Genomic DNA, 21,521 nt, shown 5'->3' with positions numbered 1-21,521 from the left:
TGCCGATGGCGTTGCGGCCCTGCACCACCGCCACGCGGGCCGACACCGCGCTCATCGACCTTGCGATGTCGTCCGCCAGGGAGATCACCCGCGACGACTTCGTCCCAGGCGCAGGCTCAAGCTCATACAACGTCACAACAGGACCGGGATTGACCTTGGTGATGGCGCCGCGCACGCCGAAATCCTCCAGGGTGCTCTCCAGCAGGGAAGCGTTCTGCTCCAGGGCATCGGCCGAGATCGTGGGCCCTGCGGGGCGCTTGGGCTCGGCGAGCAGGTTGAGCTGGGGCAGCTGGTAGTTCTCCTGGTCCAGCAGGGAGGGCTGCGCCTCCCGGGCCATGCGCTTGCCGGGCTTGGGCGCCGCGGGCGCGGGGCCGACGCGGGGGGCGGAAGGCTCCGGCCGGGGGGCCGGGCGCAGGGGAGCGGGCGCCTCGTCGTCCTCGTCCCAGGGCGCGTCGTCCTCGTCGTGCAGGGGCATGGCGGCCGGCGCGGGCTTCCGGCGGGCCGGGGCGCCGTCGAGAACGGGCTCCCGGCGGACGCCCGGCGGGCGGGCGGAGCGCCTGGGCGGCACGGGCTCGCCGTCGAGGTCCTCGGCGAGGCCGGCGTGACGGCCCTCCTTCCAGCGGCGGAGGCTGGCGCGCAGGCTCATGACGCCGTGGGCCAGGGCGCCCAGGGACACGATGCCCCAGCCGGGCTCGTCGCGGCCGATCTCCTCCGCCTCGTCCCAGTCCTGAATCCGGCGGCGCCGGACGGGGACGGGGTCCTCGATCTCCTCCGGATCCTCGCGATGGCGCTCCTCCGTGGCGCTCAGGCCGCAGGCGGCGGTAAGGCTCAGGATGGCGACGGCGGCGAAGACGAAGCCGAGGATGGCGCTGGCCGGGCCGCTGGACAGGCCCGTGACCGCCTTGGCGCCGGCCAGGATCGCATCGCCCACCACGCCGCCGAGCCCCGTGGGCAGCGGCCAGCTCTGGGTCGGGGGCAGGGCGCTTGCGAGCGCGGTGGCGGCGCCTGCGCCGATCACCCACAGGGCGAAGCGCAGCTGCAGGCGGCCGAGCTCTCCCGCCTTCATGAGCCGCCAGCCCCACAGGGCCATCGGCATCACCGCCGCGATGGCGCCGAGCCCGAGGAGCTGCATGAGCAGGTCGGCCACGATGGCGCCGGGCCAGCCGAGCAGGTTGCGGACGGGCAGATCGGTGGCGTTGTTCAGGCTCGGATCGTCCACCGACCAGGTGCCGAGCGCCACCGCCACCGCGCCGGCGGCGGCGATCAGGCACAGGCCCGTCAGCTCCTGCGCCCGGCGGGCGAGAAAGGCCCGGAAGGCGCTGAAAAGGCCATCATAGGCGGAAGAAGAACGGCGGGCCGCGCGCATCAAACCACTCTGAAAAACGATGGGACGAGACACTATTGCCCTGGATCCTAGCGGCGGCGGGTTAAGGGTCCTTTAACCGTAAGGGCATCGGGCAGGCAGTGATCGCAGTTTTCCGCAGGAGCCTTTTCCCTCCCCCTTGCGGGGAGGGGCAGGGCGTGTCGCAGGCCCGTGTCGGGTGCTGCGCTCCGACTTTGCGACCCCCACCCTCGATCCCTCCCCGCAAGGGGAGGGAAGTTCATCCGGTGGCCTTTTGCGCGGTTGACGTCCGAACGCCAAAAGACCAGTGTCCCGGCCATGAGACGCAGGGCCTCCACGCAGGGTTGGACACGCGCCGCCATCGCGGCCGTGATGGCCTATGCCTTCGTCCTGCAGGCCCTGCTGCTGTCCGTCAGCGGCGCGTTCCATGCGGCCGCCGCCGCGCAGCCGCAGGGGATCATCTGCCTCCAGGACGGCTCCTTCGCCCCCGATCACGCCCCCGCGAAGGCTCACGACACGCTCTGCTGCACCGTGAGCTGCCACGGCTCGGCAGCCGCGGGTCCGGCGCCGTCGGTCGCCGTGCCGGCGCGCTGGGAGCCTGAGGCCCTTGCGGGCAACCGGCCCGCGCCGTCGCCCCGGCTCACCCTCACCTCCACCGTCCTGCCCCTGGGATCGCGCGCGCCGCCGCGCCTCGGCTGATCGCCGACCTTCGATTCCCAGATTTCTGCAAGGACATCCCATGACTTCGTCCCGCCTCGGCGCGCTGGCCGCCGCCCTCGTCGCCGTTTCCTCGCCCGCCCTCGCGCATGTCACGTTCGAGCATGCGCAGACCACGCCCGATTCCACCTACAAGGCGGTCCTGCGCATCCCGCACGGCTGCGACGGCAAGCCGACGCTCAAGGTGCGCGTCCGGATTCCGGAAGGCATCGTCGCCGTCAAACCCATGCCCAAGCCCGGCTGGAAGCTCGAGACCGCCAGGGGCGCCTATGTGCGCGCCTACCAGGTCCATGGCGAGGCGGTGTCCGAGGGCGTTACCGACATCGTCTGGTCGGGCTCCCTCGACGACGCCCATTACGACGAGTTCGTGTTCCAGGCCCGCTTCACCGATGCCTACCAGCCCGGCGCCACGGTGTATTTCCCCGTGGTGCAGGAATGCGACGGCGCCGTGGAGGAGTGGACCCAGGTGCCCGCCGCGGGCGAGAACCCGCACGGCCTGAAATCGCCCGCGCCCGGGGTGAAGGTGGTGGCCGCCGCCGGCGCTGCGCCGATTCCGGTGAAGACGGGGTCCCTGACCCTCGAGCAGCCCTGGTCGCGCGCCACCCCGGGCGGCGCCAGGGTGGCCGGCGGATACCTGCGCATCACCAATACCGGCCCCGCGCCCGACCGCCTCACCGGCGGCTCGTTCCCGCTGGCCTCGAAGGTCGAGGTGCACGAGATGAAGCTCGAAGGCGACGTCATGCGCATGAAGCCGGTGGAGGGCGGGCTCGAGATCAGGCCCGGCGCCACGGTGGAGCTGAAGCCGGGCGGGTACCACCTCATGTTCATGGACCTGAGGGAGCCGCTGAAGGAAGGCCAGACGGTCAAGGGCACGCTCACCTTCGAAAAGGCCGGCGCCGTCGCGGTGGAATACACGGTGCGCGGCATGGGCGGGGCAGCTCCCGCCGAGCACAAGCACTGATGCCGGAGGACGAGCGATGAACCTGAAACGCCTTCTCGTCCCCCTCCTCGTCTTCGCCGCGGGGCTTCTGGTGCTCGTGGTGACGGCGGGGCTGGTTCTCTTCCCGTCCGGTCCGCAGCAGGGAGCCGGCAAGGTGCCCATCGGCGGCCCGTTCCGGCTGACCAGCCACGAGGGCAGGCCGTTCACGGAAGAGAACCTGAAGGGCAGGCCCTTCGTGGTGTTCTTCGGCTTCACCCATTGCCCGGAGGTCTGCCCGACGACCCTCTACGACCTGACGCAGGATTTCGCGGCCCTGGGCAAGGACGCCGAGAAGCTGCAGGCCGCGTTCATCACGGTCGATCCCGCCCGCGACACGCCGGAGCTGATGAAGACGTATCTCGCCTCCTTCGATCCGCGCATCGTCGGCCTCACCGGCACGGAGGAGGAGATCGCGGCGGCCGCGAAGGCCTACAAGATCTACTACCGCAAGGTGCCGACGGACGGCGGCTACACCATGGACCACTCGGCGACCCTGTTCCTGATGGACGGCAAGGGCGAGTTCTACGGCACGTCCAACTTCCAGGAGCCGGAGGAGACGCGGCGCGCGAAGCTGCGGCAGCTCGTGAAGAACGGGTAATCGGTCAGCGTCATCCCGGGGCTTCGCAGCAGAAGCCGGGATCGCAAGACGAGTGTGGCGCGATCTTCCCTCCCCCTTGAGGGGAGGGTGTGCCGCGGAGCGGCCGGGTGGGGGTCGGAAAATCAGAGCGGTGTGCTTTACTCAGAGAGCCGAAAGACTGCTACAGCGCAAGTTCTATTGAACACGTCACCCGGTCGGACCACCCCCACCCCTAACCACTCCCCGCAAGGGGGAGGGAAACATGCGCTCTATCCTGCACGCCATCCCGGATCTTCGCTGCGCTCCGTCCGGGATGGCGCTGTTCGAAAAAACATAAGAAAAGCCCCGGCGTGTGACCGGGGCTTTTCCGTTCGGGCCTCTGAAAGGCTGTTCGTCAGTAGTTGTAGGCGCGCTCGCCGTGGTCGGCGAGGTCGAGGCCTTCGCGTTCCTGGTCGTGCGTGACGCGCAGGCCGACGATGGCGTCGGTGATCTTGTAGAGCACCACGGAGCCGATGCCGGTCCAGACCAGCGTCACCACCACGGCGATGATCTGCGTCACCACCTGGCCGCCGATGGAGTATTCGCCGACGCCGTAGCCGCCGAGCGACGGAGCCGCCACGATGCCGGTGCCGATGGCGCCGAGAATGCCGCCCACGCCGTGGATGCCGAACACGTCGAGCGCATCGTCGTAGCCCAGCGCGTTCTTCACGCCCGTCACCGCGTAGTAGCAGACCGCGCCGGCAACGAGCCCGAGCACGATGGAGCCCATGGGACCGGCAAGGCCGGCGGCCGGCGTGATGGCGACGAGGCCTGCGACCGCGCCCGAGGCGATGCCGAGCAGCGAGGCCTTGCCCTTGGCCAGAGCCTCGACCGTCATCCAGGCGAGGCCGGCGGCGGCCGGCGCCACGATGGTGTTGAGGAGCGCGAGCGCGGCGCCGCCCGTGGCTTCCAGGTTGGAGCCGGCGTTGAAGCCGAACCAGCCGACCCACAGCATGCAGGCGCCGACGAAGGTCAGCGTCAGCGAGTGCGGCGCCATCAGGTCGCGGCCATAGCCGATGCGCTTGCCGACGAGCAGGGCGCCGATGAGACCGGCCACGCCCGAGTTGATGTGAACCACGGTGCCGCCGGCGAAGTCCAGCGCCCCGAGGCCGAAGAGATAGCCCTCCGAGAACCACACCATGTGGGCGATGGGGAGATACACGAAGGTCACCCACAGGCCCGTGAACAGCATCACCGCCGAGAACTTGATGCGCTCGGCGAAGGCGCCCACGATCAGGGCCGGCGTGATCGCTGCGAAGGTGAGCTGGAACGCGATGAAGGTGAATTCCGGAATCGCGACGCCCTTGGTGAAGGTGTCGGCGGTGGAATCCGTGGTCACGCCGGCGAGAAACGCCTTCGAGAAGCCGCCGACGATGGCGCCGAGCGTTCCCTCGCCGCCGGAGGTGAAGGCAACCGAATAGCCGTAGGTGACCCACAGGATGGCCACGAGGGAGAACACCGCGAAGACCTGCATGAGCACCGAGAGCATGTTCTTGGTGCGCACGAGGCCGCCGTAGAAGAGCGCGAGCCCCGGGATCGTCATCAGGATCACGAGAATGGTGGACACCAGCATCCAGGCGGTGTCGCCCTTGTTGACAGTGGGAGCCGCGGCGGCGGCATCCTGCGCCAGGGCGGGATGGAGGGCAGCGAGACTTAAACCCAGCGCACCGAGCGCCGGCAGGAGAAGAGGACGGAACGTCATCGGATCGAACCTCGGAAAAATCAGCAAAAAAGAGGATTAAAGGGCGTCGGAATCGGTCTCGCCCGTGCGGATGCGGACCGCTTTCTCGAGCGCGGTGACGAAGATCTTGCCGTCGCCGATCTGGCCCGTGCGCGCGGCCCCGGTGATCGCGTCGATCACCTGGGCGACCTGCTCGCTCGCAACGGCCACCTCGATCTTCAGCTTCGGCAGGAAGCTCACGGCATATTCGGCGCCGCGGTAGATCTCGGTATGGCCCTTCTGCCGCCCGTATCCCTTCACCTCGGTCACGGTGAGGCCGTGCACGCCGAGGGTGGTCAGCGCGTCGCGCACCTCCTCCAGCTTGAACGGCTTGATGACCGCCATCACAATCTTCATGGGTCTGGCCCCCTTTTTGGCGTTCGCCCGAGACATTCAGGCAACGATGTCCAATGTGAACCCGGCTCCAGGCGCGGGTGTCGGGGGTCTTTATGCAAGGATCGTGCCAAGCCTTGCCGGCCATGGCAGGAGAACGCTGCCTCGAAAAGAGGCAGCAGAGGATCGGCCAGAAAATGGCTCGGATGATGAATTATTGGGCAGGTGCGCTCAGCGCCGGCGCTCGCGGATCAGACCTTCCTGAGCCACCGACGCGATCAGGGTGCCGTCCTGCCGGAAGATGAGGCCGCGGGAGAGGCCGCGGGCGCCGCCGGCGCTGGGGGTGTCCTGGGCGTAGAGCAGCCATTCGTCGGCCCGGAAGGGACGGTGGAACCACATGGCATGGTCGAGGCTCGCCGGCTGGATCTCGGGCTCGAAGACGGTCCGGCCGTGCGGGATGAGCGAGGTGTCCAGCAGCGTCATGTCGGAGGCATAGGCCAGCACGCATTGGTGGATCGCCGGATCGTCCGGCAGGCGGCCAGTGGTCTTGATCCACACGTGGAAGCGCGGCTCGCCCGGCTCGCGGGACAGGTAGCGGTTGATCTCGACGGGCCGGATCTCCAGCGGCCGCTCGCGCTCGTAATAGGTGCGCATGGGCTCCGGCATCTTGAGGATCAGGCCGCCCTTCACCTCCTCCTCGCTCGGCAGCTCGTCGGGGCCGGGCACCTTGGGCATCTCGGCCTGGTGCGCGAACCCGTCCTCCTCCACGTGGAAGGAGGCCGACATGGCGAAGATCGCCTGGCCGTGCTGGATCGCCAGCACCCGGCGGGTGGTGAAGCTCTTGCCGTCGCGGATGCGGTCCACCTCGTAGATGATCGGAACCTTGGGATCGCCGGGCAGCATGAAATAGCAGTGGAGCGAATGGGGATGGCGCCCCTCCACCGTGCGGGTCGCGGCCACCAGCGCCTGGCCGATCACCTGCCCGCCGAACACCCGCTGCCAGCCGCTCTTCGGGCTCTGGCCGCGGAACAGGTTCACCTCGAGCTGCTCGAGGTCGAGGATTGAGAGAAGGTCGGTGACGGCGCGGGACATGGGTCTCGAAATCCTGTGATCACGAAAGGTCATCCATCGGGGAGCGGCTGCGGCACGTCAAGCTTGACGCTGGTCAATGAATGGCTGACACCCACCTATAACGTTCAGGATCGGGTTTCTTTGGCGGCCGCATTCTCGGCCGACGGACGATCCCTCCGCCCGAAATTGCCTTGGGAGAACAAGCGATGAGCGCAGCAACGGGTTCGGCACAGCCCCGCATCGTCATTGCCGGCGGAGGGCTGGCGGGCCTGTCCCTGGCGCTGGCGCTCAAGCAGGCGCTGGCGGACGGGGTCGACGTGGTCATGGCCGACCCGGCGCTCAAGCGCGACCCGCACGGGGACAAGCGCTCCTATGCGATCGCCGCCGCGGCGCGGCGCATGCTGCAGGCGCTCGGCGTCTGGGGCGCGGTGGCCGAAAAGGCCCAACCCATCCTCGACATGGTGATCACCGACAGCCGCCTGCAGGATCCGGTCCGGCCGACCTTCCTCACCTTCGCGGGGGAGGTGGACGGGAACGAGCCCTTCGCGCACATGGTCACGGCGGGCGATCTGACCGCGGCGCTGCTCGAGGCCTGCCGCGGCGCCGGGGTGGGCCTGCGTGCCGAGGGGGTCAAGGGCTTCGCGCCGCAGGCCGGACACACCGACGTGACCTTCACGGGCGGGGAGGTTCTGCCCGCCGCGCTCCTGGTGGCGGCGGACGGAGCGCGCTCGCGCCTGCGCGAGCAGGCGGGCATCGGCTGGATCTCCTGGCCCTACAACCAGTCCGGCATCGTCGCCACCATCGCCCACGAGCGCGATCACGAGGGCAGGGCGGTGGAGCATTTCCTGCCCTCCGGACCCTTCGCCATCCTGCCCCTGAAGCCGGAAGCGCAGGCGGACGGACGGGTGAAGCACCGCTCCTCCATCGTCTGGACCGAGCGCTCCGAGGCCGTGCCCGCCCTGCTCGAATCGAACCCTGAGGATCTGCTGGCGGAACTCGAGCGCCGCTTCGGGCTGCAGCTCGGCAAGCTCGCCTTCGAGACCAAGCCGCAGGCCCATCCCCTGTCCTTCGGCGTCGCGCGCAGCTTCGTGGCCGAGCGGCTCGCCCTGCTGGGCGATGCGGCCCACGTGATCCATCCCATCGCCGGCCAGGGGCTCAATCTCGGCCTGCACGACGTGGCGGCGCTTGCCGAGATCATCGCCGACGCCATGCGGCTCGGCCTCGATCCGGGCGGCGCGGACGTGCTCGACTCCTATGAGCGCGCCCGCCGGGCCAGCATCACCGCCATGGGCATCATGACCGACGGGCTCAACCGGCTCTTCTCCAACGACATGCTGCCGGTGCGCCTGATCCGCGACCTGGGGCTCGGCCTCGTCGACCGGATGCCGGGCCTCAAGCGCTTCTTCATCCGCGAGGCGGCGGGCCTGCGCGACACGTCCCCCCGGCTGCTGCGGGGCGAGGCGCTTTAGCCGAGGGGGAAGGCCCTGAAAGCAATTTCCTTTAGTTATATGATAACATATAGATACCGGATATTCCGTCCCTTCCGCCTGGATGTCCGATGCCCAACAACGTCATCTACGATGATCCCCTCCAGCTTCCCACGGAAACCGCCGAAGCCCGTCTTGGCTTGGCCGGGTTCGATCATGTCGTGATCGATCTCGATCTCACGAGCAGCACCGGGGCGGGAATTCGGGCCAACGAGACGGATCACATCCTGATCGGGTCGGGCAGGACGGTCACCGGCGAGACCTACGGCCTCGATCTGACGGGACATGGGAGCACGGTCACAAACCAGGGCACCATCCGGTCCCTGTCACAGGGCGGGACGGCCCTCCGGCTCACCGGAACCCAGGCTTACTCGGTGGTCAATACCGGAACGATCACGTCCGCCGGTCTTGCCATCGACGGCAGCCAGGGGGTCGACCGGATCATCAATGCCGGCACCCTCCAGACCACGGGAAATGGCGTCCTGATGGACCTGGAGGAAGGAAACGACGTCTATGACGGCATCCTGGGGACCGCAAACGGCATCATCAAGCTCGGGATCGGCAACGATACCGCCTATGGCGGCGCGGGATCGGAGATCTTCGCCGGCGGGCTCGGCGACGATTTTCTCCATGGCGGTGCCGGCAACGACACGGCGGACTATTCCGATGCGACGGCGGGCGTGACCGTCGACCTCGCCAAGACCACGGCCCAGACGATCAGCGGCGGGCAGGGAACCGATACCCTCATCGACATCGAGCGCCTCATCGGAAGCGCCCACGGCGACAGGCTCACCGGCAATGCCCTCGACAACACCCTCCAGGGCGGCGCCGGCGACGATACGCTGGAGGGCGGTCAGGGCAACGACCGGCTCGAGGGCGGCGCCGGAAGCAACACCGTGCGCTATTCGGGCTCGGCCGCGGCCTGGGTCGATCTCACGGATCAGGACGGGCAGGATACCCGCGGCTACGGCACCGATATCCTGACCGGCATCACGACCCTGGAAGGCGGATCGGGCGCCGACCGCTTCACCGGCAACGACGAGCACAACAAGCTGATCGGCAACGGCGGCGACGACACGCTCATCGGCGGCAAGGGCAACGACACGCTCAACGGCGGCTCCGGTCAGGACACGGCCAGATTCTCCGGCGCAAGCGGCGACTACACGATCACCAGGAACAACGACGGCACGGTCACGATCGCCGATCGACAGCTTGGCCGTGACGGCACCGATACGCTGACGGACGTGCGGTTCGTGGAGTTCTCGGACAGGACGATCGCCCTCACCAACAGCAACCCGACCGACATCACCCTGACCGGAACCTCCATCGCCGAGGACAAGGCGGTGGGATCCGCCCTGGGGAGCCTGTTCGGCGACGATCCCGAGGACGATCCCCTGACCTGGAGCCTCGTCTCGGATTCCGGCGGCACCTTCGGCCTGAACGGCAGCGGCACCGGGCTCGTCTTGCTGAAAGCGCTCGATCACGAGACGGCGGCCGAGCACACGATCACCATCGAGGCGAAGGACGCGTACGGGGGCGTTCTCAGGGAGACCTTCACCCTCTTCGTGCGAAACGTCGTCGAAACGACCCCGCTGGTTCGTCTGGGCACGGCGATCAAGGAGCAGCTGGTCGGCGAGTCCGGCAACGACCGGCTCTCCGGCCTCGGCGGCAACGACGCGCTCTTCGGCCAGATCGGGGCCGACACCCTCATCGGCGGCGCCGGCAGCGACACCCTGGTGGGCGGCGAGGGGCGGGACGTGTTCGTGTTCGATCAGAAGCCGAACGCGAAATCCAATCTCGACTACATCCAGGATTTCAACCCGGCCGACGACGTCATCCACCTGTCGCGGAAGTTCTTCACCAAGATCGCCAAGGGGGCCCTGTCGAGCAAGGCCTTCGTCACGGGCAACCAGTTCAAGGACAAGGACGACCGGATCCTCTATTACAAGGAGGGCGGCGCCCTGTTCTATGACCCGGACGGGTCGGGCTCCGCCAAGGCGATCCAGTTCGCCAACCTGCCGAAGGGCCTGAAGGTCAGCCACAAGGATTTCTTCGTCATCTGACGCCCCGTGGCTGCCCGGCGCGGCTCAGGGCGCCTTCCCGTGCTCGTGCCGGCACTGGTCGTGATCGGCCAGAACCTGGATGATGCGGCATTCCCGCACCTGGCCGTGCCGGCAATCCTCCAGCATGTGCCGCAGCTCGGAGCGCAGGAGGGTGAGCTGGGCGATGCGGCGCTCCACCGCCTCGAGGTGGCGCAGCACGATCTGGTCCGCCGGCTCGCAGGACCGATCGGGCTGTGCCGTCAGGCCCAGAAGCTCCCGGATCGCCTCCACCTCGAAGCCGAGGTCCCGGGCGTGGCGGATGAAGCGCAGGCGCGAAACCTCCTCGGCTCCGTAACGGCGCTGGCGCCCTTCCGTGCGCGGCGGGGAGGGGAGAAGGCCGATCTGCTCGTAATAGCGGATTGTCGGCACCTTGACCGCGACCCGGCGCGACAATTCCCCGATCGACAGATTCATGATTTTTCCTCTTGAACCTCTAGTCGCTAGAGATTGTACGGTGGTCTCCCGATGAGGAAAAGGAGAATCGGATGAGCGAATCGTGCAGCCACGGGCATGGGGGGTGCTGCTCCTCCCATGAGCATCATGCGCACGGGCACCACCACACCCATGCGCACGAGGCGCGCCCAACCGCCCCCAGCGCTGCGGGGGAGGCCGGCGGCTGCCACGGCGGGGTGCCGGTCTTCGACGGGGTCGACCCGCGCTACCGGCGGGTGCTCTGGACGGTGATCCTCATCAATGCGGCGATGTTCGTCACCGAGATCGTGGCGGGGCATCTTGCCCGCTCGCAGGCCCTGCAGGCCGATGCCCTCGATTTCCTCGGCGACACGGTCACCTACGGCCTGAGCCTCGCCGTCATCGGCGCGTCGCTTCGCACCCGCGCCACCGCCGCCCTGTTCAAGGGGGTGAGCCTGTCGCTGATGGGGGCCTGGGTGCTGGGCTCCACCCTCTACCACGTGCTGGTCCTCGGCCTGCCGCGGGCCGAGATCATGGGCGCGATCGGGGTCCTGGCGCTCGCCGCGAACGTCGCGAGCGTGCTCCTGCTCATGCGCTACAAGGACGGCGACGCCAATGTGCGCTCGGTCTGGCTGTGCTCGCGCAACGACGCCATCGGCAACATCGTCGTCACCTTGGCGGCGGGCGCGGTCTGGTGGACGGCGAGCCCCTGGCCCGACCTGATCGTGGCGGGCCTCATGGCCGGCCTGTTCCTCTCCTCGGCGGTGCAGATCCTGCGCCAGGCCTGGGGCGAATACCGCAGCACCCAGGCGGCCCCGATCGCGGCCGAGTAGGCCCATGAAAAAGGCCAGGCGAAAGCCTGGCCTCGATCGCCTCGCGCGTGAGAGGGCGCCCTACTTCTTCGCCCGCTCGATGGCCTCGACGATCAGGCGCCGGGCCTCCTCGGCATCGCCCCAGCGGATGATCTTGGCCCACTTGCCGGGCTCCAGGTCCTTGTAGTGCTCGAAGAAGTGCTCGATCTGCTTGATGGTGATCTCGGGCAGATCGGTGTAGTTCGCCACCCGGTCGTAGCGCTGGGTCAGCTTGCTCGAGGGCACGGCGATGATCTTCTCGTCCTGGCCGCCGTCGTCCTCCATCACGAGGACGCCGACCGGGCGCACGTTCATCACCGCGCCCGGCGCGATGGCGCGGGTGTTGGCGACGAGCACGTCGCAGGGGTCCCCGTCGCCGGAGAGGGTGTGGGGGATGAAGCCGTAGTTTCCGGGGTACCGCATGGCGGTGTAGAGGAAGCGGTCCACGAAGAGGGTGCCGGACTCCTTGTCCATCTCGTACTTGATGGGCTCGCCGCCGAGGGGCACCTCGATGACGACGTTCACGTCGTCCGGCGGGTTCTTTCCAATCTTGATCGCGTCAATGCGCATTGAGCTGTTCTCCGGAACAAGGCTTGAGCATCTTCGCAAGGCAGGCTCCCGGGGAAGCCGTGACACCGGTGAAAATGCGGCAGAAGCAGGCCCCGGAAGCGGCTGGTGCGCGTTTGCCGCGGCCGCTCCCCGGAAGGCTGACGCGCTTCACTAAAGCATCGGACCCAAAAGTGGAATCCACTTTTGGGATTGATCCGATGCTTCTTCTCTTGGTTGCGCATCGTTTGGCGCGGAAAACCGGATCCACTTTTCGCTAGCGCGGCCCGCCGGGTCCGCACGATGCGCAAGCCGGAGCGGGCGCCCGCGACAAGAACCGGGAGCCGGATTTTTCGGGCTTTCGCCGAAGGGAGGCGATCGGCCTCAGCGGAAGAGATAGGCCACCTTGGCGAGCGGCGTCCCGCCGATGCGCTCCTCGACCCGGGCCACCTTCTGCCCGCCCATGCCCTCGTAGAAGGCGCAGGCGCGCTCGTTGTCCTCCAGCGCCCAGACCGCCACCCGGTCGAGCTCCCGGTGGCGCAGGTCGTTGCGCACGGCCTTGAACAGGCGCCGGCCGAAGCCGAGGCCCTGGTATTCCGGCAGCAGGTAGAGTTCGTCGATCTCGCCCTTGGCCGGCAGCGCGCGATCGCGGCAGCGGCCGTAAGAGGCATAGCCCACCGCCCCCTGGCCGAGATCGAGCACCACCAGCGGGCGCCCGCGCGAGACGGTGGAGCGCCACCAGCGCGCGCTGCGCCGGGCGAACATCTTTTCCAGGGTGATCCCCGGGATGATGCCGAGATAGGCCTCCCGCCAGGCCGCATCGAACACCCTGGACAGGGCCGCCGCATCCTCGGGCTTGGCGTGGCGGATACTGACGAGAAGGTCGCTCATGGCTTCGCAAAGGGTGGGAGAGGCAATGAAAACAGTTTCCGCGCGGAAGGGTTAATGAGCCCTTAACAGGCGCGAAAACCGCGTGAGGAAAGCGCGGCCTTTAGGCGAGGACGCGTGCTCCCGGGCTGGGCCAAAACGCCGCAATGCAACTGTCGGCGCATCGCTCTGGTGGCGCAGGGGAGCACCGAGATCGAACGCAGATCAGAAAGCGCATTTTGACGGCTCGACATGTTATCGAATTCTGTTACAGATCTGACGTCACGTAAATACATTTCAGGATCGTCGCGCTTTTCAGCGGCGGCAGGATGTCGGCAGAGCACAGCTGATGGGTGAGACTGATTTCCACGCATCGATCATCCTGACCATCCACCGGGAGTCGATCTATCTGCGACGCACGCTCCTGTCGCTCGACGAGGCTGCCCGGTTCGCTCAGGATCGGGGCCTGCGGCTGGAGCTGGTCGCCGTCCTGGACCGAACGGACGAGGCTACCCGCAGCGTCCTGACATCCTTCGATCTCGGCACCTACCACGGCCATCAGATCATGGAGGTCGACCATGGATCGGTGGGGCTCGCCCGCAACGCCGGGGTCGCAAGGGCGCGGGGGGCTTACATCTTCACCGCGGACGCCGACGATCTGGTCTCGTACAACTACTTCCACGACATCTACCGGGCAGCGGAAAGAGGGGGGGCCGAAGCGCTGTTCTTTCCCGAGTATATGCTCGGTTTTGGATGCGACACTTTCATATGCCACTATAAGCCTCTCGCTGATGTCACACCCATTGCGTTCGTCCACCAACATCCATTCACTTCTCGCCTTTGCGCACATCACTCCGTTTTCAGGCGAGTCGCTTATCAGGACATTCCGTTATCCCGCGGTTATGCTTACGAAGATTGGCATTTCAATGCTGAAGCTGTTGGCTTGGGCTTAGATATCTTAGTCGTTCCCAACACCATCCTTTTTTACCGTCAGCGCGAAGGGAGTTTGTTGAAAGCTTCGCATGCAATATCAGTTCGCCAAATCCCGCCCACGCGTCTTTTCCAGCCTCTGACTTATCTCGAGATATCGAGCTCATACCGGGAGGATTTGGGTAGGACGGATCGGAGCGACGATAGCATTCGTTCGGGAGAAAGGGATTTCCTTCTAGAGGTGACCTTTCGGCTCGCGATCCAACGTGCCAACGCGATCGAGCCACTGATTATCCTTTCGAAATACCAGGATGAGAGAACCCGAATATTCTCGAACTACGAAACGCTCCCCCATGTCGGGCTCTCCTACTACACCCTATGTGACATCATCCGAGACCGAAAGTTCAGTGACGTTTTCCTTCTTCCTTTCATGCCTGTAGGCGGTGCGGAGAAGTACCTTCTCTCACTGATGGAAGTCTTTTACCAGATTGATCCGTTCAGCAATTTCCTAGTCATCTTGGGTGAGGATATCGATGGAGTACAAAGGCTAGAAAATCTGCCGCCGAATGCAGTCGTCATCGATATGGCTTTACATAGCCGTTCGCTCTCAATCCAGGAGCGCTGCCTGCTTACTCTGAAAATCATCGAGACATGTTCTCCCAAAACGCGCATTCATATGCGTCAGTCGCGCTTTGCTGATAAGTTCCTTGATTTATATGGGGCGGTTCTTAGCAACAAAGAGACCATCTATTATCGCTTCTGCGATCTTGAACACTTTGAGAGTGGCTATTCGATGATTGTCTACTCTCCACTCGATCTCATCTGTAAAAACATCCATAATCTGTCTAAGATCGTGACTGACGGTACGACGGTCATCAAGAAAGACCATCAACGTCTCGGGATTGATAGTCATAAGTGGCATTGCCTTCCTGCACCCGTTGAGACGCCTGCTATCCTGAAACCACGAATAGCGGACGCACAGCGTCGTATTCTCTGGGCCTCTCGACTCGATTTTCAGAAAAGGCCGTCCCTGCTCCCGTTGATCGCAGCTCAGCTTGGCAAAAGTGATCCTGATCTAACCATTGATGTGTTCGGCGGATCAGTTCTTGATGGGTTTGATCTCAACCTTCTGCAGAGTCATCAAAATCTAAAATATCATGGGCTTTATAGTGGCTTTGAGTCCTTACCCCTTACCCACTTTTCCATCTTTCTCTACACGAGTCTCTATGATGGCGTCCCCAACGTGCTCCTGGAGGCGATGAGCCATGGTCTGGCCGTCGTGGCGCCCGATCTGGGCGGGATTCCCGAGATCGTCCACGACGGCGAGACGGGAATCCTTCTGCCGTCGCTGCCCGACGACGAGGCGATGGCGGCCTCCTATGCCAAAGCCCTTCTTGCCCTGTCGAACGATCCGGAGCGGATCGCAAGGCTCGGATCCCAGGCAAGGGCCTTCGTTCTTGAACATCACTCGCCCGAGGTCCATGCCCAACGCGTCGCCGCGGTCTTCGGTCTCCAGCCAAGGCGTTTCCAGCATGCAGCAGAAGTTTGAGCCCGCGCCCGAACCCTCCCCGGATGCGCAGATCCAGTACTACAAGTCGCTCGCGCAGCTCAGCGAGGAGCGGGCGCGGGAGATCCGGCGTGTCGCAGCCCTGGAGAGGGCAAGGCTCGAGGAGCGCCTGCTTGAGCAGCGGCCCACCCTCGATGCCTATGCGGCCGATCTGGAATGGCTCAAGATGCAATGCGAGCGTCACAAGGAGAGATCCGAACGCTTCAAGGAAAGGGCGGAGCGGCTCAAGAAGGAGCTGGCGGACACCAAGGCACGTCTCAAGGTGCTCGAGCAGGCCCAGAACCGGATTGCCGCATCGCGCGCGCACCGCATAGCCGAGGCCTATTCCCGCTACGTTCAAACCTCCTCGGGTCCCGCTCGCGCGCTGCGCTGGATGCGTGGCGTCCTCCTGCGGCTCAAACATCTCAGGCGCTGAGGCTGCGGGACAGCCTACCACTGGATGTATTCCCTGAAGATGGTGAATCGGCCCCTCCGCAAGCAGAAGCCCCCAAAGCGCCGCCCGCTGCACGGAGATTGACCTCCACACGGGGGGATCTGCTGCTTTCCCAGGAAATTTCGCTCCGGGAGCCGCGTCCAGCGATGCTCATTCGGGCGACGGGGGCGCGATTGCACAATCAACGGTCGCTATGCTCCTCTTATAGATATGTTATAAAGATACTTAAGCGACAGGCCGGAGAACGCCTGAACCTTGCGTAGGGGCGCAGAACCGATGCCCGGTTATCAATACGATGCCGTCTGGAACACGTACCGGCTCGACCCCGGCACGCGTGCGTTCGCGCTGGCCGAGGAGCACGGGCAGGGCGCCGCCCATGTCCAGGGCAATGCCGAGAGCAATGACATCGCCGGCAACGACGCCGACAACCGGCTCGACGGCGGCAGCGGAGCCGATACCCTGGCAGGTGGCCTGGGCAACGACGCTTACGTCGTCGAGAATTCGGGTGATGTGGTGGTCGAGCGCGCGGGCGGGGGCGACGCCGATCTCGTCACGTCCTACGTGACCTACACCCTCCCCGATCACGTCGAGGTTCTCGTGCTGCAGGGCTTCGCAACCCTTACGGGCACCGGAAACGAGGGGGACAACACGCTGATCGGCAGCGATGGCGGCAGCGATCTCCTCCGAGGCCTGGGCGGCAGCGATCGCCTGTTCGGCTATGACAGCGATGACACCCTCGACGGCGGCGAGGGAGCCGACAATCTCTGGGGCTGGTGGGGCAACGATACCTTCATCGTCGACGATCCGGGCGACATGGTCATCGAAGATCCCGATCGCGGCGAGGACCGGGTCGTCGCCTCGGTCGGCCATACGCTGAGCGCCCATGTGGAGCATCTCCGCCTCGTCGGGCTTCAGGGCCTCGCCGGCATCGGCAACGGGCTCGACAACCAGATCGTGGGAGGCCTCGGCAACGACACCCTGGAGGGTCGCGCCGGCCATGATACCCTCGATGGCGGCGCGGGTGCCGATGTGCTCAGGGGCGGCGCCGGCGACGACCTCTACCGGATCGACGGCATCGACGACGTCATCGGGGAGGAGGATGGCGGCGGCACCGATCGGGTCGAGACCGCGGTCAGCCTGACGCTGGCTGCCTTCGTCGAGAACCTTCTCGCTCTTGGCCTCGAGCCCATCGCCCTGTCGGGAAACGCCCTCGACAACCGCATCGAGGGCAATGCGGGCGCCAACACCCTCGACGGCGCGGCGGGCGCCGATACCCTGGAGGGCGGCACCGGCGACGACGTCTACATCGTCGACGCCGGCGACACGCTGGTCGAAGCCGATGCCGGAGGCACGGATCGGGTCGAAGCCTCCTTCAGCTACACGCTCGGCGACCATCTGGAACACCTGAGCCTCAGCGGCAGCCAGCCGCTGACCGGCCGGGGCAACGGGCTTGCCAATCGCATCCTGGGAGCCGGAGGAGCGGACCTCCTGGAAGGCCTTGGCGGCAACGACACCCTCGAGGGCGGTGCGGGCGGCGATACGCTGCGGGGCGGCGCGGGTGACGACGTCTATCACGTCGACGCAGGCGACATGGTCGAGGAACTGTCCGGCGAAGGCAGCGATACGGTCGTCGCAACGTCTTCGCATTCCCTCGCCGCCCATGTCGAAAACCTCGTGGCCGAGGGCACGGCGGCCGTGAGCCTGACGGGCAACGCCCTTGCCAATCGTCTGGTCGGCAACGGGGCTGCCAACACCCTCGACGGGGGTACAGGCGCCGACACCCTGGAGGGCGGCACCGGCGACGACGTCTATCAGGTCGACGGGCTGGACCAAGTGGTCGAGGCTGCCGGCGGCGGCACCGACACGGTGATCGCGCAGGCCGATCGCTCCTTGGCCGGATGGGCCCATGTGGAGAACCTCATGGCGTCCGGCGCCGGCGCCGTCGCGCTCGCCGGCAACAGCCTCGCCAACAGAATCACCGGCAACGCCGCCGCCAACCGGCTCTCGGGCGACGCCGGCAGCGATACCCTGGACGGCGGGGCGGGCGCCGATCTGATGGCGGGCGGCGCCGGGGACGACACCTTCGTCGTCGACAGCGCCGGCGATCAGGTGGTGGAGGACAGCGGCGGCGGACGCGACACGGTGCTGACCTCCGCGAGCTTCGCCCTGAGCGCCGGCAGCGAGATCGAGGTGCTCGCCGCCGCAGGCCCGCTCGGCGTGCTGCTCAAGGGCAACGCCTTCGCCAACATCATCGCCGGCCATGCGGGGGCCGACCGGCTCCACGGCGGCCTCGGCAACGACGTGCTGAACGGCGGCGCCGGCAAGGATCGCTTCGTCTTCGACAGCAAGCCCCACAAGGCTGCGAACAGGGACATCCTGGCCGATTTCAGCGTCAGGGACGATTCGATCTGGCTGGAGAACAGGATCTTCAAGAAGCTTGGGCTCAAGGGCTCCGAAAAGAAGCCGGCGCTGCTCGGCAAGGATTTCTTCGTCAAGGGCTCGAAGGCGAAGGACAAGGACGATTACGTCATCTACGATGCCAAGAAGGGCGTGCTGCTCTACGACGCCGACGGTTCGGGCAAGGGCAAGGCGGTGGGGATCGCCACCCTCGCCAAGAACCTCGCCGTCACCCACAAGGACTTCTTCGTGATCTGACACGAACGAAAAGGGCGCTCCATCGCTGGAGCGCCCCGCTTTCTCTTAAACGCCCGCTCCTCGTGCGAAGAGCGGGCGTTTTGACAGGTGCCTTACGCCGCGAGCTGGCGCAGGACGTAGTGCAGGATGCCGCCGTTGCGGAAGTACTCGACCTCCTCCAGCGTATCGATGCGGCAATGCACGGGCACGCGCTTCACCGAGCCGTCGGCGGAGGTGACCTCCATCTCCATGCGCTGGCGCGGCTTCAGCTCGCCGGCCAGGCCCCTGATGGTGATGGTCTCGTCGCCCTTCAGCCCCAGGGTTTCCCAGGACGTGCCCTGCTCGAACACGAAGGGGGCGACGCCCATGCCGACCAGGTTCGAGCGGTGGATGCGCTCGAAGCTCTCGGCGATCACGGCGCGCACGCCGAGCAGGTTCGTGCCCTTGGCCGCCCAGTCGCGGGACGAGCCGGTGCCGTATTCCTTGCCGGCGAGAACCACGAGCGGAACGCCCTCCTCCTTGTAGCGCATGGCGGCGTCGTAGATGAACATCCGCTCGCCGGAGGGCTGGTGGATGGTGTAGCCGCCCTCGACCACGTGGCCGTTCTCGTCCTTCACCATCTGGTTCTTGATGCGGATATTGGCGAAGGTGCCGCGCATCATGACCTCGTGGTTGCCGCGCCGCGTGCCGTACTGGTTGAAGTCGGCGACCGCGACCTGGCGCTCCTGCAGGTACTTGCCGGCGGGCGAGGCCGCGCGGATGTTGCCGGCGGGCGAGATGTGGTCGGTGGTGATCGAGTCCTGGAAGAGGCCCAGGATCCGCGCGTTCACGATGTCCGTGACGGGCTTGGGCTCCTTGGTCATGCCCTCGAAATAGGGCGGGTTCTGCACATAGGTGGACCCCATGTCCCACTCATAGGTGAGGCCCGGCTCGAAGGTGACCTTCCGCCAGTTCTCGTCGCCGGAGAACACGTCGGCGTAGCGGGTCTTGAACAGCTCGCTCGTGATCGTGCGGTCGATGAACTCCTGCACCTCGGCCGAGGAGGGCCAGATGTCCTTCAGGTACACCGGCTGGCCGTCCGAGCCCGTGCCCAGCGGATCCTTGGTCAGGTCCACCAGCATGGAGCCGGCGAGCGCATAGGCCACCACCAGCGGCGGCGAGGCGAGGTAGTTGGCGCGCACGTCCGGGTTCACGCGGCCCTCGAAGTTGCGATTCCCTGAGAGCACCGACACGGCCACGAGGTCGTTGTCGTTGATCGCCTTGGAGATGTTCTCCGGCAGCGGGCCGGAATTGCCGATGCAGGTGGTGCAGCCGAAGCCGACGAGGTTGAAGCCGAGCGCGTCGAGATCCTTCTGAAGGTCGGCCTTCTTGAAGTACTCCTCGACGATCTGCGATCCGGGCGCGAGCGAGGTCTTCACCCACGGCTTGGACTTCAGGCCCTTCTTCACCGCGTTGCGGGCGAGAAGACCGGCGCCGATCATCACGCTCGGGTTCGAGGTGTTGGTGCACGACGTGATCGCCGCGATCACCACGTCGCCGTGGCCGAGATCGTAGTTGGCGTTCTCCACCTTCACGCGCTTGCCGATCTCCTGCGCCTTGCGGAACTCCTTCTCCATGGCGCCGAGGAACTCGGTCTTGGAGGTGTCGAGCGTCACCCGGTCCTGCGGGCGCTTGGGGCCGGCGAGGGAGGGAACCACGTCGGCGAGATCGAGCTCGAGGGTGTCGGTGAAGACCGGGTCCGGCGTCTCGGCGGTGCGCCACATGCCCTGGGCCTTGGCATAGGCCTCGACGAGGGCCACGCGCTCGTCCGTGCGGCTGGTGGTGCGAAGATAATCGATGGTCTTCTGGTCGATGGGGAAGAAGCCGCAGGTGGCGCCGTATTCGGGCGCCATGTTGCCGATGGTGGCCCGGTCCGCCACCGACATGTCGTTGAGGCCGGGGCCGTAGAATTCCACGAACTTGCCGACCACGCCCTTCCTGCGCAGCATCTGGGTGACGGTGAGCACCAGGTCGGTGGCGGTCACGCCCTCGCGGAGCTTGCCCGTCAGCTTGAAGCCGATGACTTCCGGAATCAGCATGGAGACCGGCTGGCCGAGCATGGCGGCTTCCGCCTCGATGCCGCCCACGCCCCAGCCGAGGACGGCGAGGCCGTTGACCATGGTGGTGTGCGAATCGGTGCCCACCAGGGTGTCCGGATAGGCGATCTCCTCACCCGTGGCGGTGTCCTTGCGGGTCCACACGGCCTGGGACAGGAATTCCAGGTTCACCTGGTGGCAGATGCCGGTGCCCGGGGGCACCACGGAGAAGTTCTCGAAGGCGGTCTGGCCCCATTTGAGGAAGCGGTAGCGCTCGCCGTTGCGCTGGTATTCCAGCTCCACGTTGCGGTCGAAGGCGCGGGGCGTGCCGAACTCGTCCACGATCACCGAGTGGTCGATCACGAGATCGACGGGCACGAGCGGGTTGATCTTGCGCGGGTCGCCGCCGAGGTTCTTCATGGCGTCGCGCATGGCGGCGAGATCCACCACGGCCGGAACGCCGGTGAAGTCCTGCATCAGGACGCGGGCGGGGCGGTAGGCGATTTCCTTCTCGTCCTTGCCCTTGTTGTCGAGCCAGGCGGCCACGGCCTCGATATCGGCCTTGGTGACCGTGCGGCCGTCCTCGTAGCGCAGCAGGTTCTCGAGCAGCACCTTCATGGAGAAGGGCAGCTTCGAGGCGCCCTTGAGGCCGTTCTTCTCGGCCTCGACGAGGGAGTAATAGGTGTAGGTCTTGTCACCCACTGTCAGGGTCTGGCGGGCATTGAAGCTGTTGTTGAGCGTCACGGCGAATCCTCGCGTGCATTTGGGTTACGAACAGGTTGTTCGGCCGAAAGCGCGATAAGCGCGCGCCGCTCCGGGGGCGCCCGGACAGGGTGTAAG

At 66.2% G+C, this 21,521-nt stretch carries 17 protein-coding genes; 9 read left to right on the top strand and 8 right to left on the bottom strand.

Annotated features, from left to right (window positions below):
* The coding region (locus tag GR303_RS11110; RefSeq protein WP_201751993.1) for a DNA translocase FtsK 4TM domain-containing protein at positions 1–1,366 on the bottom strand (1,366 nt) is incomplete at its 3' end.
* 294 nt (positions 1,367–1,660) lie between these two features.
* Here GR303_RS11110 and GR303_RS11105 point away from each other — a divergent pair.
* The 3 genes from GR303_RS11105 to GR303_RS11095 are packed head-to-tail and all read left to right on the top strand — an operon-like array spanning position 1,661 to position 3,636.
* Complete coding sequence (locus GR303_RS11105; protein WP_161721879.1) at positions 1,661–2,041, top strand: hypothetical protein; 381 nt, start codon at positions 1,661–1,663, stop codon at positions 2,039–2,041.
* 40 nt (positions 2,042–2,081) lie between these two features.
* The gene (locus tag GR303_RS11100) at positions 2,082–3,020 is read left to right on the top strand and encodes a DUF1775 domain-containing protein (RefSeq protein WP_161721880.1); all 939 of its coding nucleotides are present in this window, start codon (positions 2,082–2,084) and stop codon (positions 3,018–3,020) included.
* Positions 3,021–3,036: 16 nt separating this feature from the next.
* On the top strand, positions 3,037–3,636 hold the full coding sequence (locus GR303_RS11095) for an SCO family protein (RefSeq protein ID WP_161721881.1): 600 nt from the start codon (positions 3,037–3,039) through the stop codon (positions 3,634–3,636).
* A gap of 373 nt (positions 3,637–4,009) precedes the next feature.
* Here GR303_RS11095 and GR303_RS11090 read toward each other — a convergent pair whose 3' ends face one another.
* The 3 genes from GR303_RS11090 to tesB all read right to left on the bottom strand — a co-directional run bounded on the left by GR303_RS11090 (position 4,010) and on the right by tesB (position 6,799).
* On the bottom strand, positions 4,010–5,356 hold the full coding sequence (locus tag GR303_RS11090) for an ammonium transporter (RefSeq protein WP_161721882.1): 1,347 nt from the start codon (positions 5,354–5,356) through the stop codon (positions 4,010–4,012).
* A 36-nt stretch (positions 5,357–5,392) separates the two neighbouring features.
* Positions 5,393–5,731 carry a P-II family nitrogen regulator gene (locus GR303_RS11085; RefSeq protein WP_161721883.1) on the bottom strand — a complete coding sequence of 113 codons (339 nt, stop codon included), beginning with the start codon at positions 5,729–5,731 and terminating at the stop codon, positions 5,393–5,395.
* Between the two features lie 207 nt (positions 5,732–5,938).
* Positions 5,939–6,799, bottom strand: coding sequence for an acyl-CoA thioesterase II (gene tesB / locus GR303_RS11080; RefSeq protein ID WP_161721884.1), 861 nt, complete (start codon positions 6,797–6,799; stop codon positions 5,939–5,941).
* 185 nt (positions 6,800–6,984) lie between these two features.
* Here tesB and GR303_RS11075 point away from each other — a divergent pair, with 185 nt between their 5' ends.
* The gene (locus GR303_RS11075; RefSeq protein WP_161721885.1) at positions 6,985–8,247 is read left to right on the top strand and encodes a ubiquinone biosynthesis hydroxylase; all 1,263 of its coding nucleotides are present in this window, start codon (positions 6,985–6,987) and stop codon (positions 8,245–8,247) included.
* An 89-nt stretch (positions 8,248–8,336) separates the two neighbouring features.
* The gene (locus GR303_RS25145; protein ID WP_161721886.1) at positions 8,337–10,328 is read left to right on the top strand and encodes a M10 family metallopeptidase C-terminal domain-containing protein; all 1,992 of its coding nucleotides are present in this window, start codon (positions 8,337–8,339) and stop codon (positions 10,326–10,328) included.
* Positions 10,329–10,352: 24 nt separating this feature from the next.
* Here the strand turns inward: GR303_RS25145 and GR303_RS11065 are convergent, their stop codons facing one another.
* The gene (locus tag GR303_RS11065) at positions 10,353–10,781 is read right to left on the bottom strand and encodes a MerR family transcriptional regulator (protein ID WP_161721887.1); all 429 of its coding nucleotides are present in this window, start codon (positions 10,779–10,781) and stop codon (positions 10,353–10,355) included.
* A 71-nt stretch (positions 10,782–10,852) separates the two neighbouring features.
* On the opposite strand from GR303_RS11065, the gene GR303_RS11060 reads away from it, so the two are divergent.
* The gene (locus GR303_RS11060) at positions 10,853–11,611 is read left to right on the top strand and encodes a cation transporter (RefSeq protein ID WP_161721888.1); all 759 of its coding nucleotides are present in this window, start codon (positions 10,853–10,855) and stop codon (positions 11,609–11,611) included.
* A 60-nt stretch (positions 11,612–11,671) separates the two neighbouring features.
* Here the strand turns inward: GR303_RS11060 and ppa are convergent, their stop codons facing one another.
* The gene (ppa, locus tag GR303_RS11055; RefSeq protein WP_161721889.1) at positions 11,672–12,199 is read right to left on the bottom strand and encodes an inorganic diphosphatase; all 528 of its coding nucleotides are present in this window, start codon (positions 12,197–12,199) and stop codon (positions 11,672–11,674) included.
* 360 nt (positions 12,200–12,559) lie between these two features.
* Positions 12,560–13,066: a GNAT family N-acetyltransferase gene (locus GR303_RS11050; protein ID WP_161721890.1), complete on the bottom strand. Its 507-nt coding sequence runs from the start codon at positions 13,064–13,066 to the stop codon at positions 12,560–12,562.
* Between the two features lie 325 nt (positions 13,067–13,391).
* Between GR303_RS11050 and GR303_RS11045 the strand changes: the two genes are divergently transcribed.
* The 3 genes from GR303_RS11045 to GR303_RS25140 all read left to right on the top strand — a co-directional run bounded on the left by GR303_RS11045 (position 13,392) and on the right by GR303_RS25140 (position 18,627).
* Positions 13,392–15,521 (top strand): glycosyltransferase, encoded by a 2,130-nt coding sequence (locus GR303_RS11045; protein WP_161721891.1) that lies wholly within the window; start codon positions 13,392–13,394, stop codon positions 15,519–15,521.
* Positions 15,505–15,954 carry a hypothetical protein gene (locus GR303_RS11040; protein WP_161721892.1) on the top strand — a complete coding sequence of 150 codons (450 nt, stop codon included), beginning with the start codon at positions 15,505–15,507 and terminating at the stop codon, positions 15,952–15,954. Before GR303_RS11045 ends, GR303_RS11040 begins: the two co-directional genes overlap by 17 nt.
* Positions 15,955–16,248: 294 nt before the next feature.
* A complete protein-coding gene (locus GR303_RS25140; RefSeq protein ID WP_161721893.1) occupies positions 16,249–18,627 on the top strand; it encodes a calcium-binding protein in 2,379 nt (792 codons plus the stop codon).
* 92 nt (positions 18,628–18,719) lie between these two features.
* Here the strand turns inward: GR303_RS25140 and acnA are convergent, their stop codons facing one another.
* The gene (acnA, locus tag GR303_RS11030; protein ID WP_161721894.1) at positions 18,720–21,425 is read right to left on the bottom strand and encodes an aconitate hydratase AcnA; all 2,706 of its coding nucleotides are present in this window, start codon (positions 21,423–21,425) and stop codon (positions 18,720–18,722) included.
* Positions 21,426–21,521 lie beyond the last annotated feature (96 nt).

This window comes from Microvirga arsenatis, from assembly GCF_009910705.1.
In the GTDB taxonomy this organism is placed as follows: Bacteria; Pseudomonadota; Alphaproteobacteria; order Rhizobiales; family Beijerinckiaceae; genus Microvirga; species Microvirga arsenatis.
Note: the sequence above shows the minus strand (reverse complement) of the source record. Positions and strands in the feature narration are given on the sequence as shown.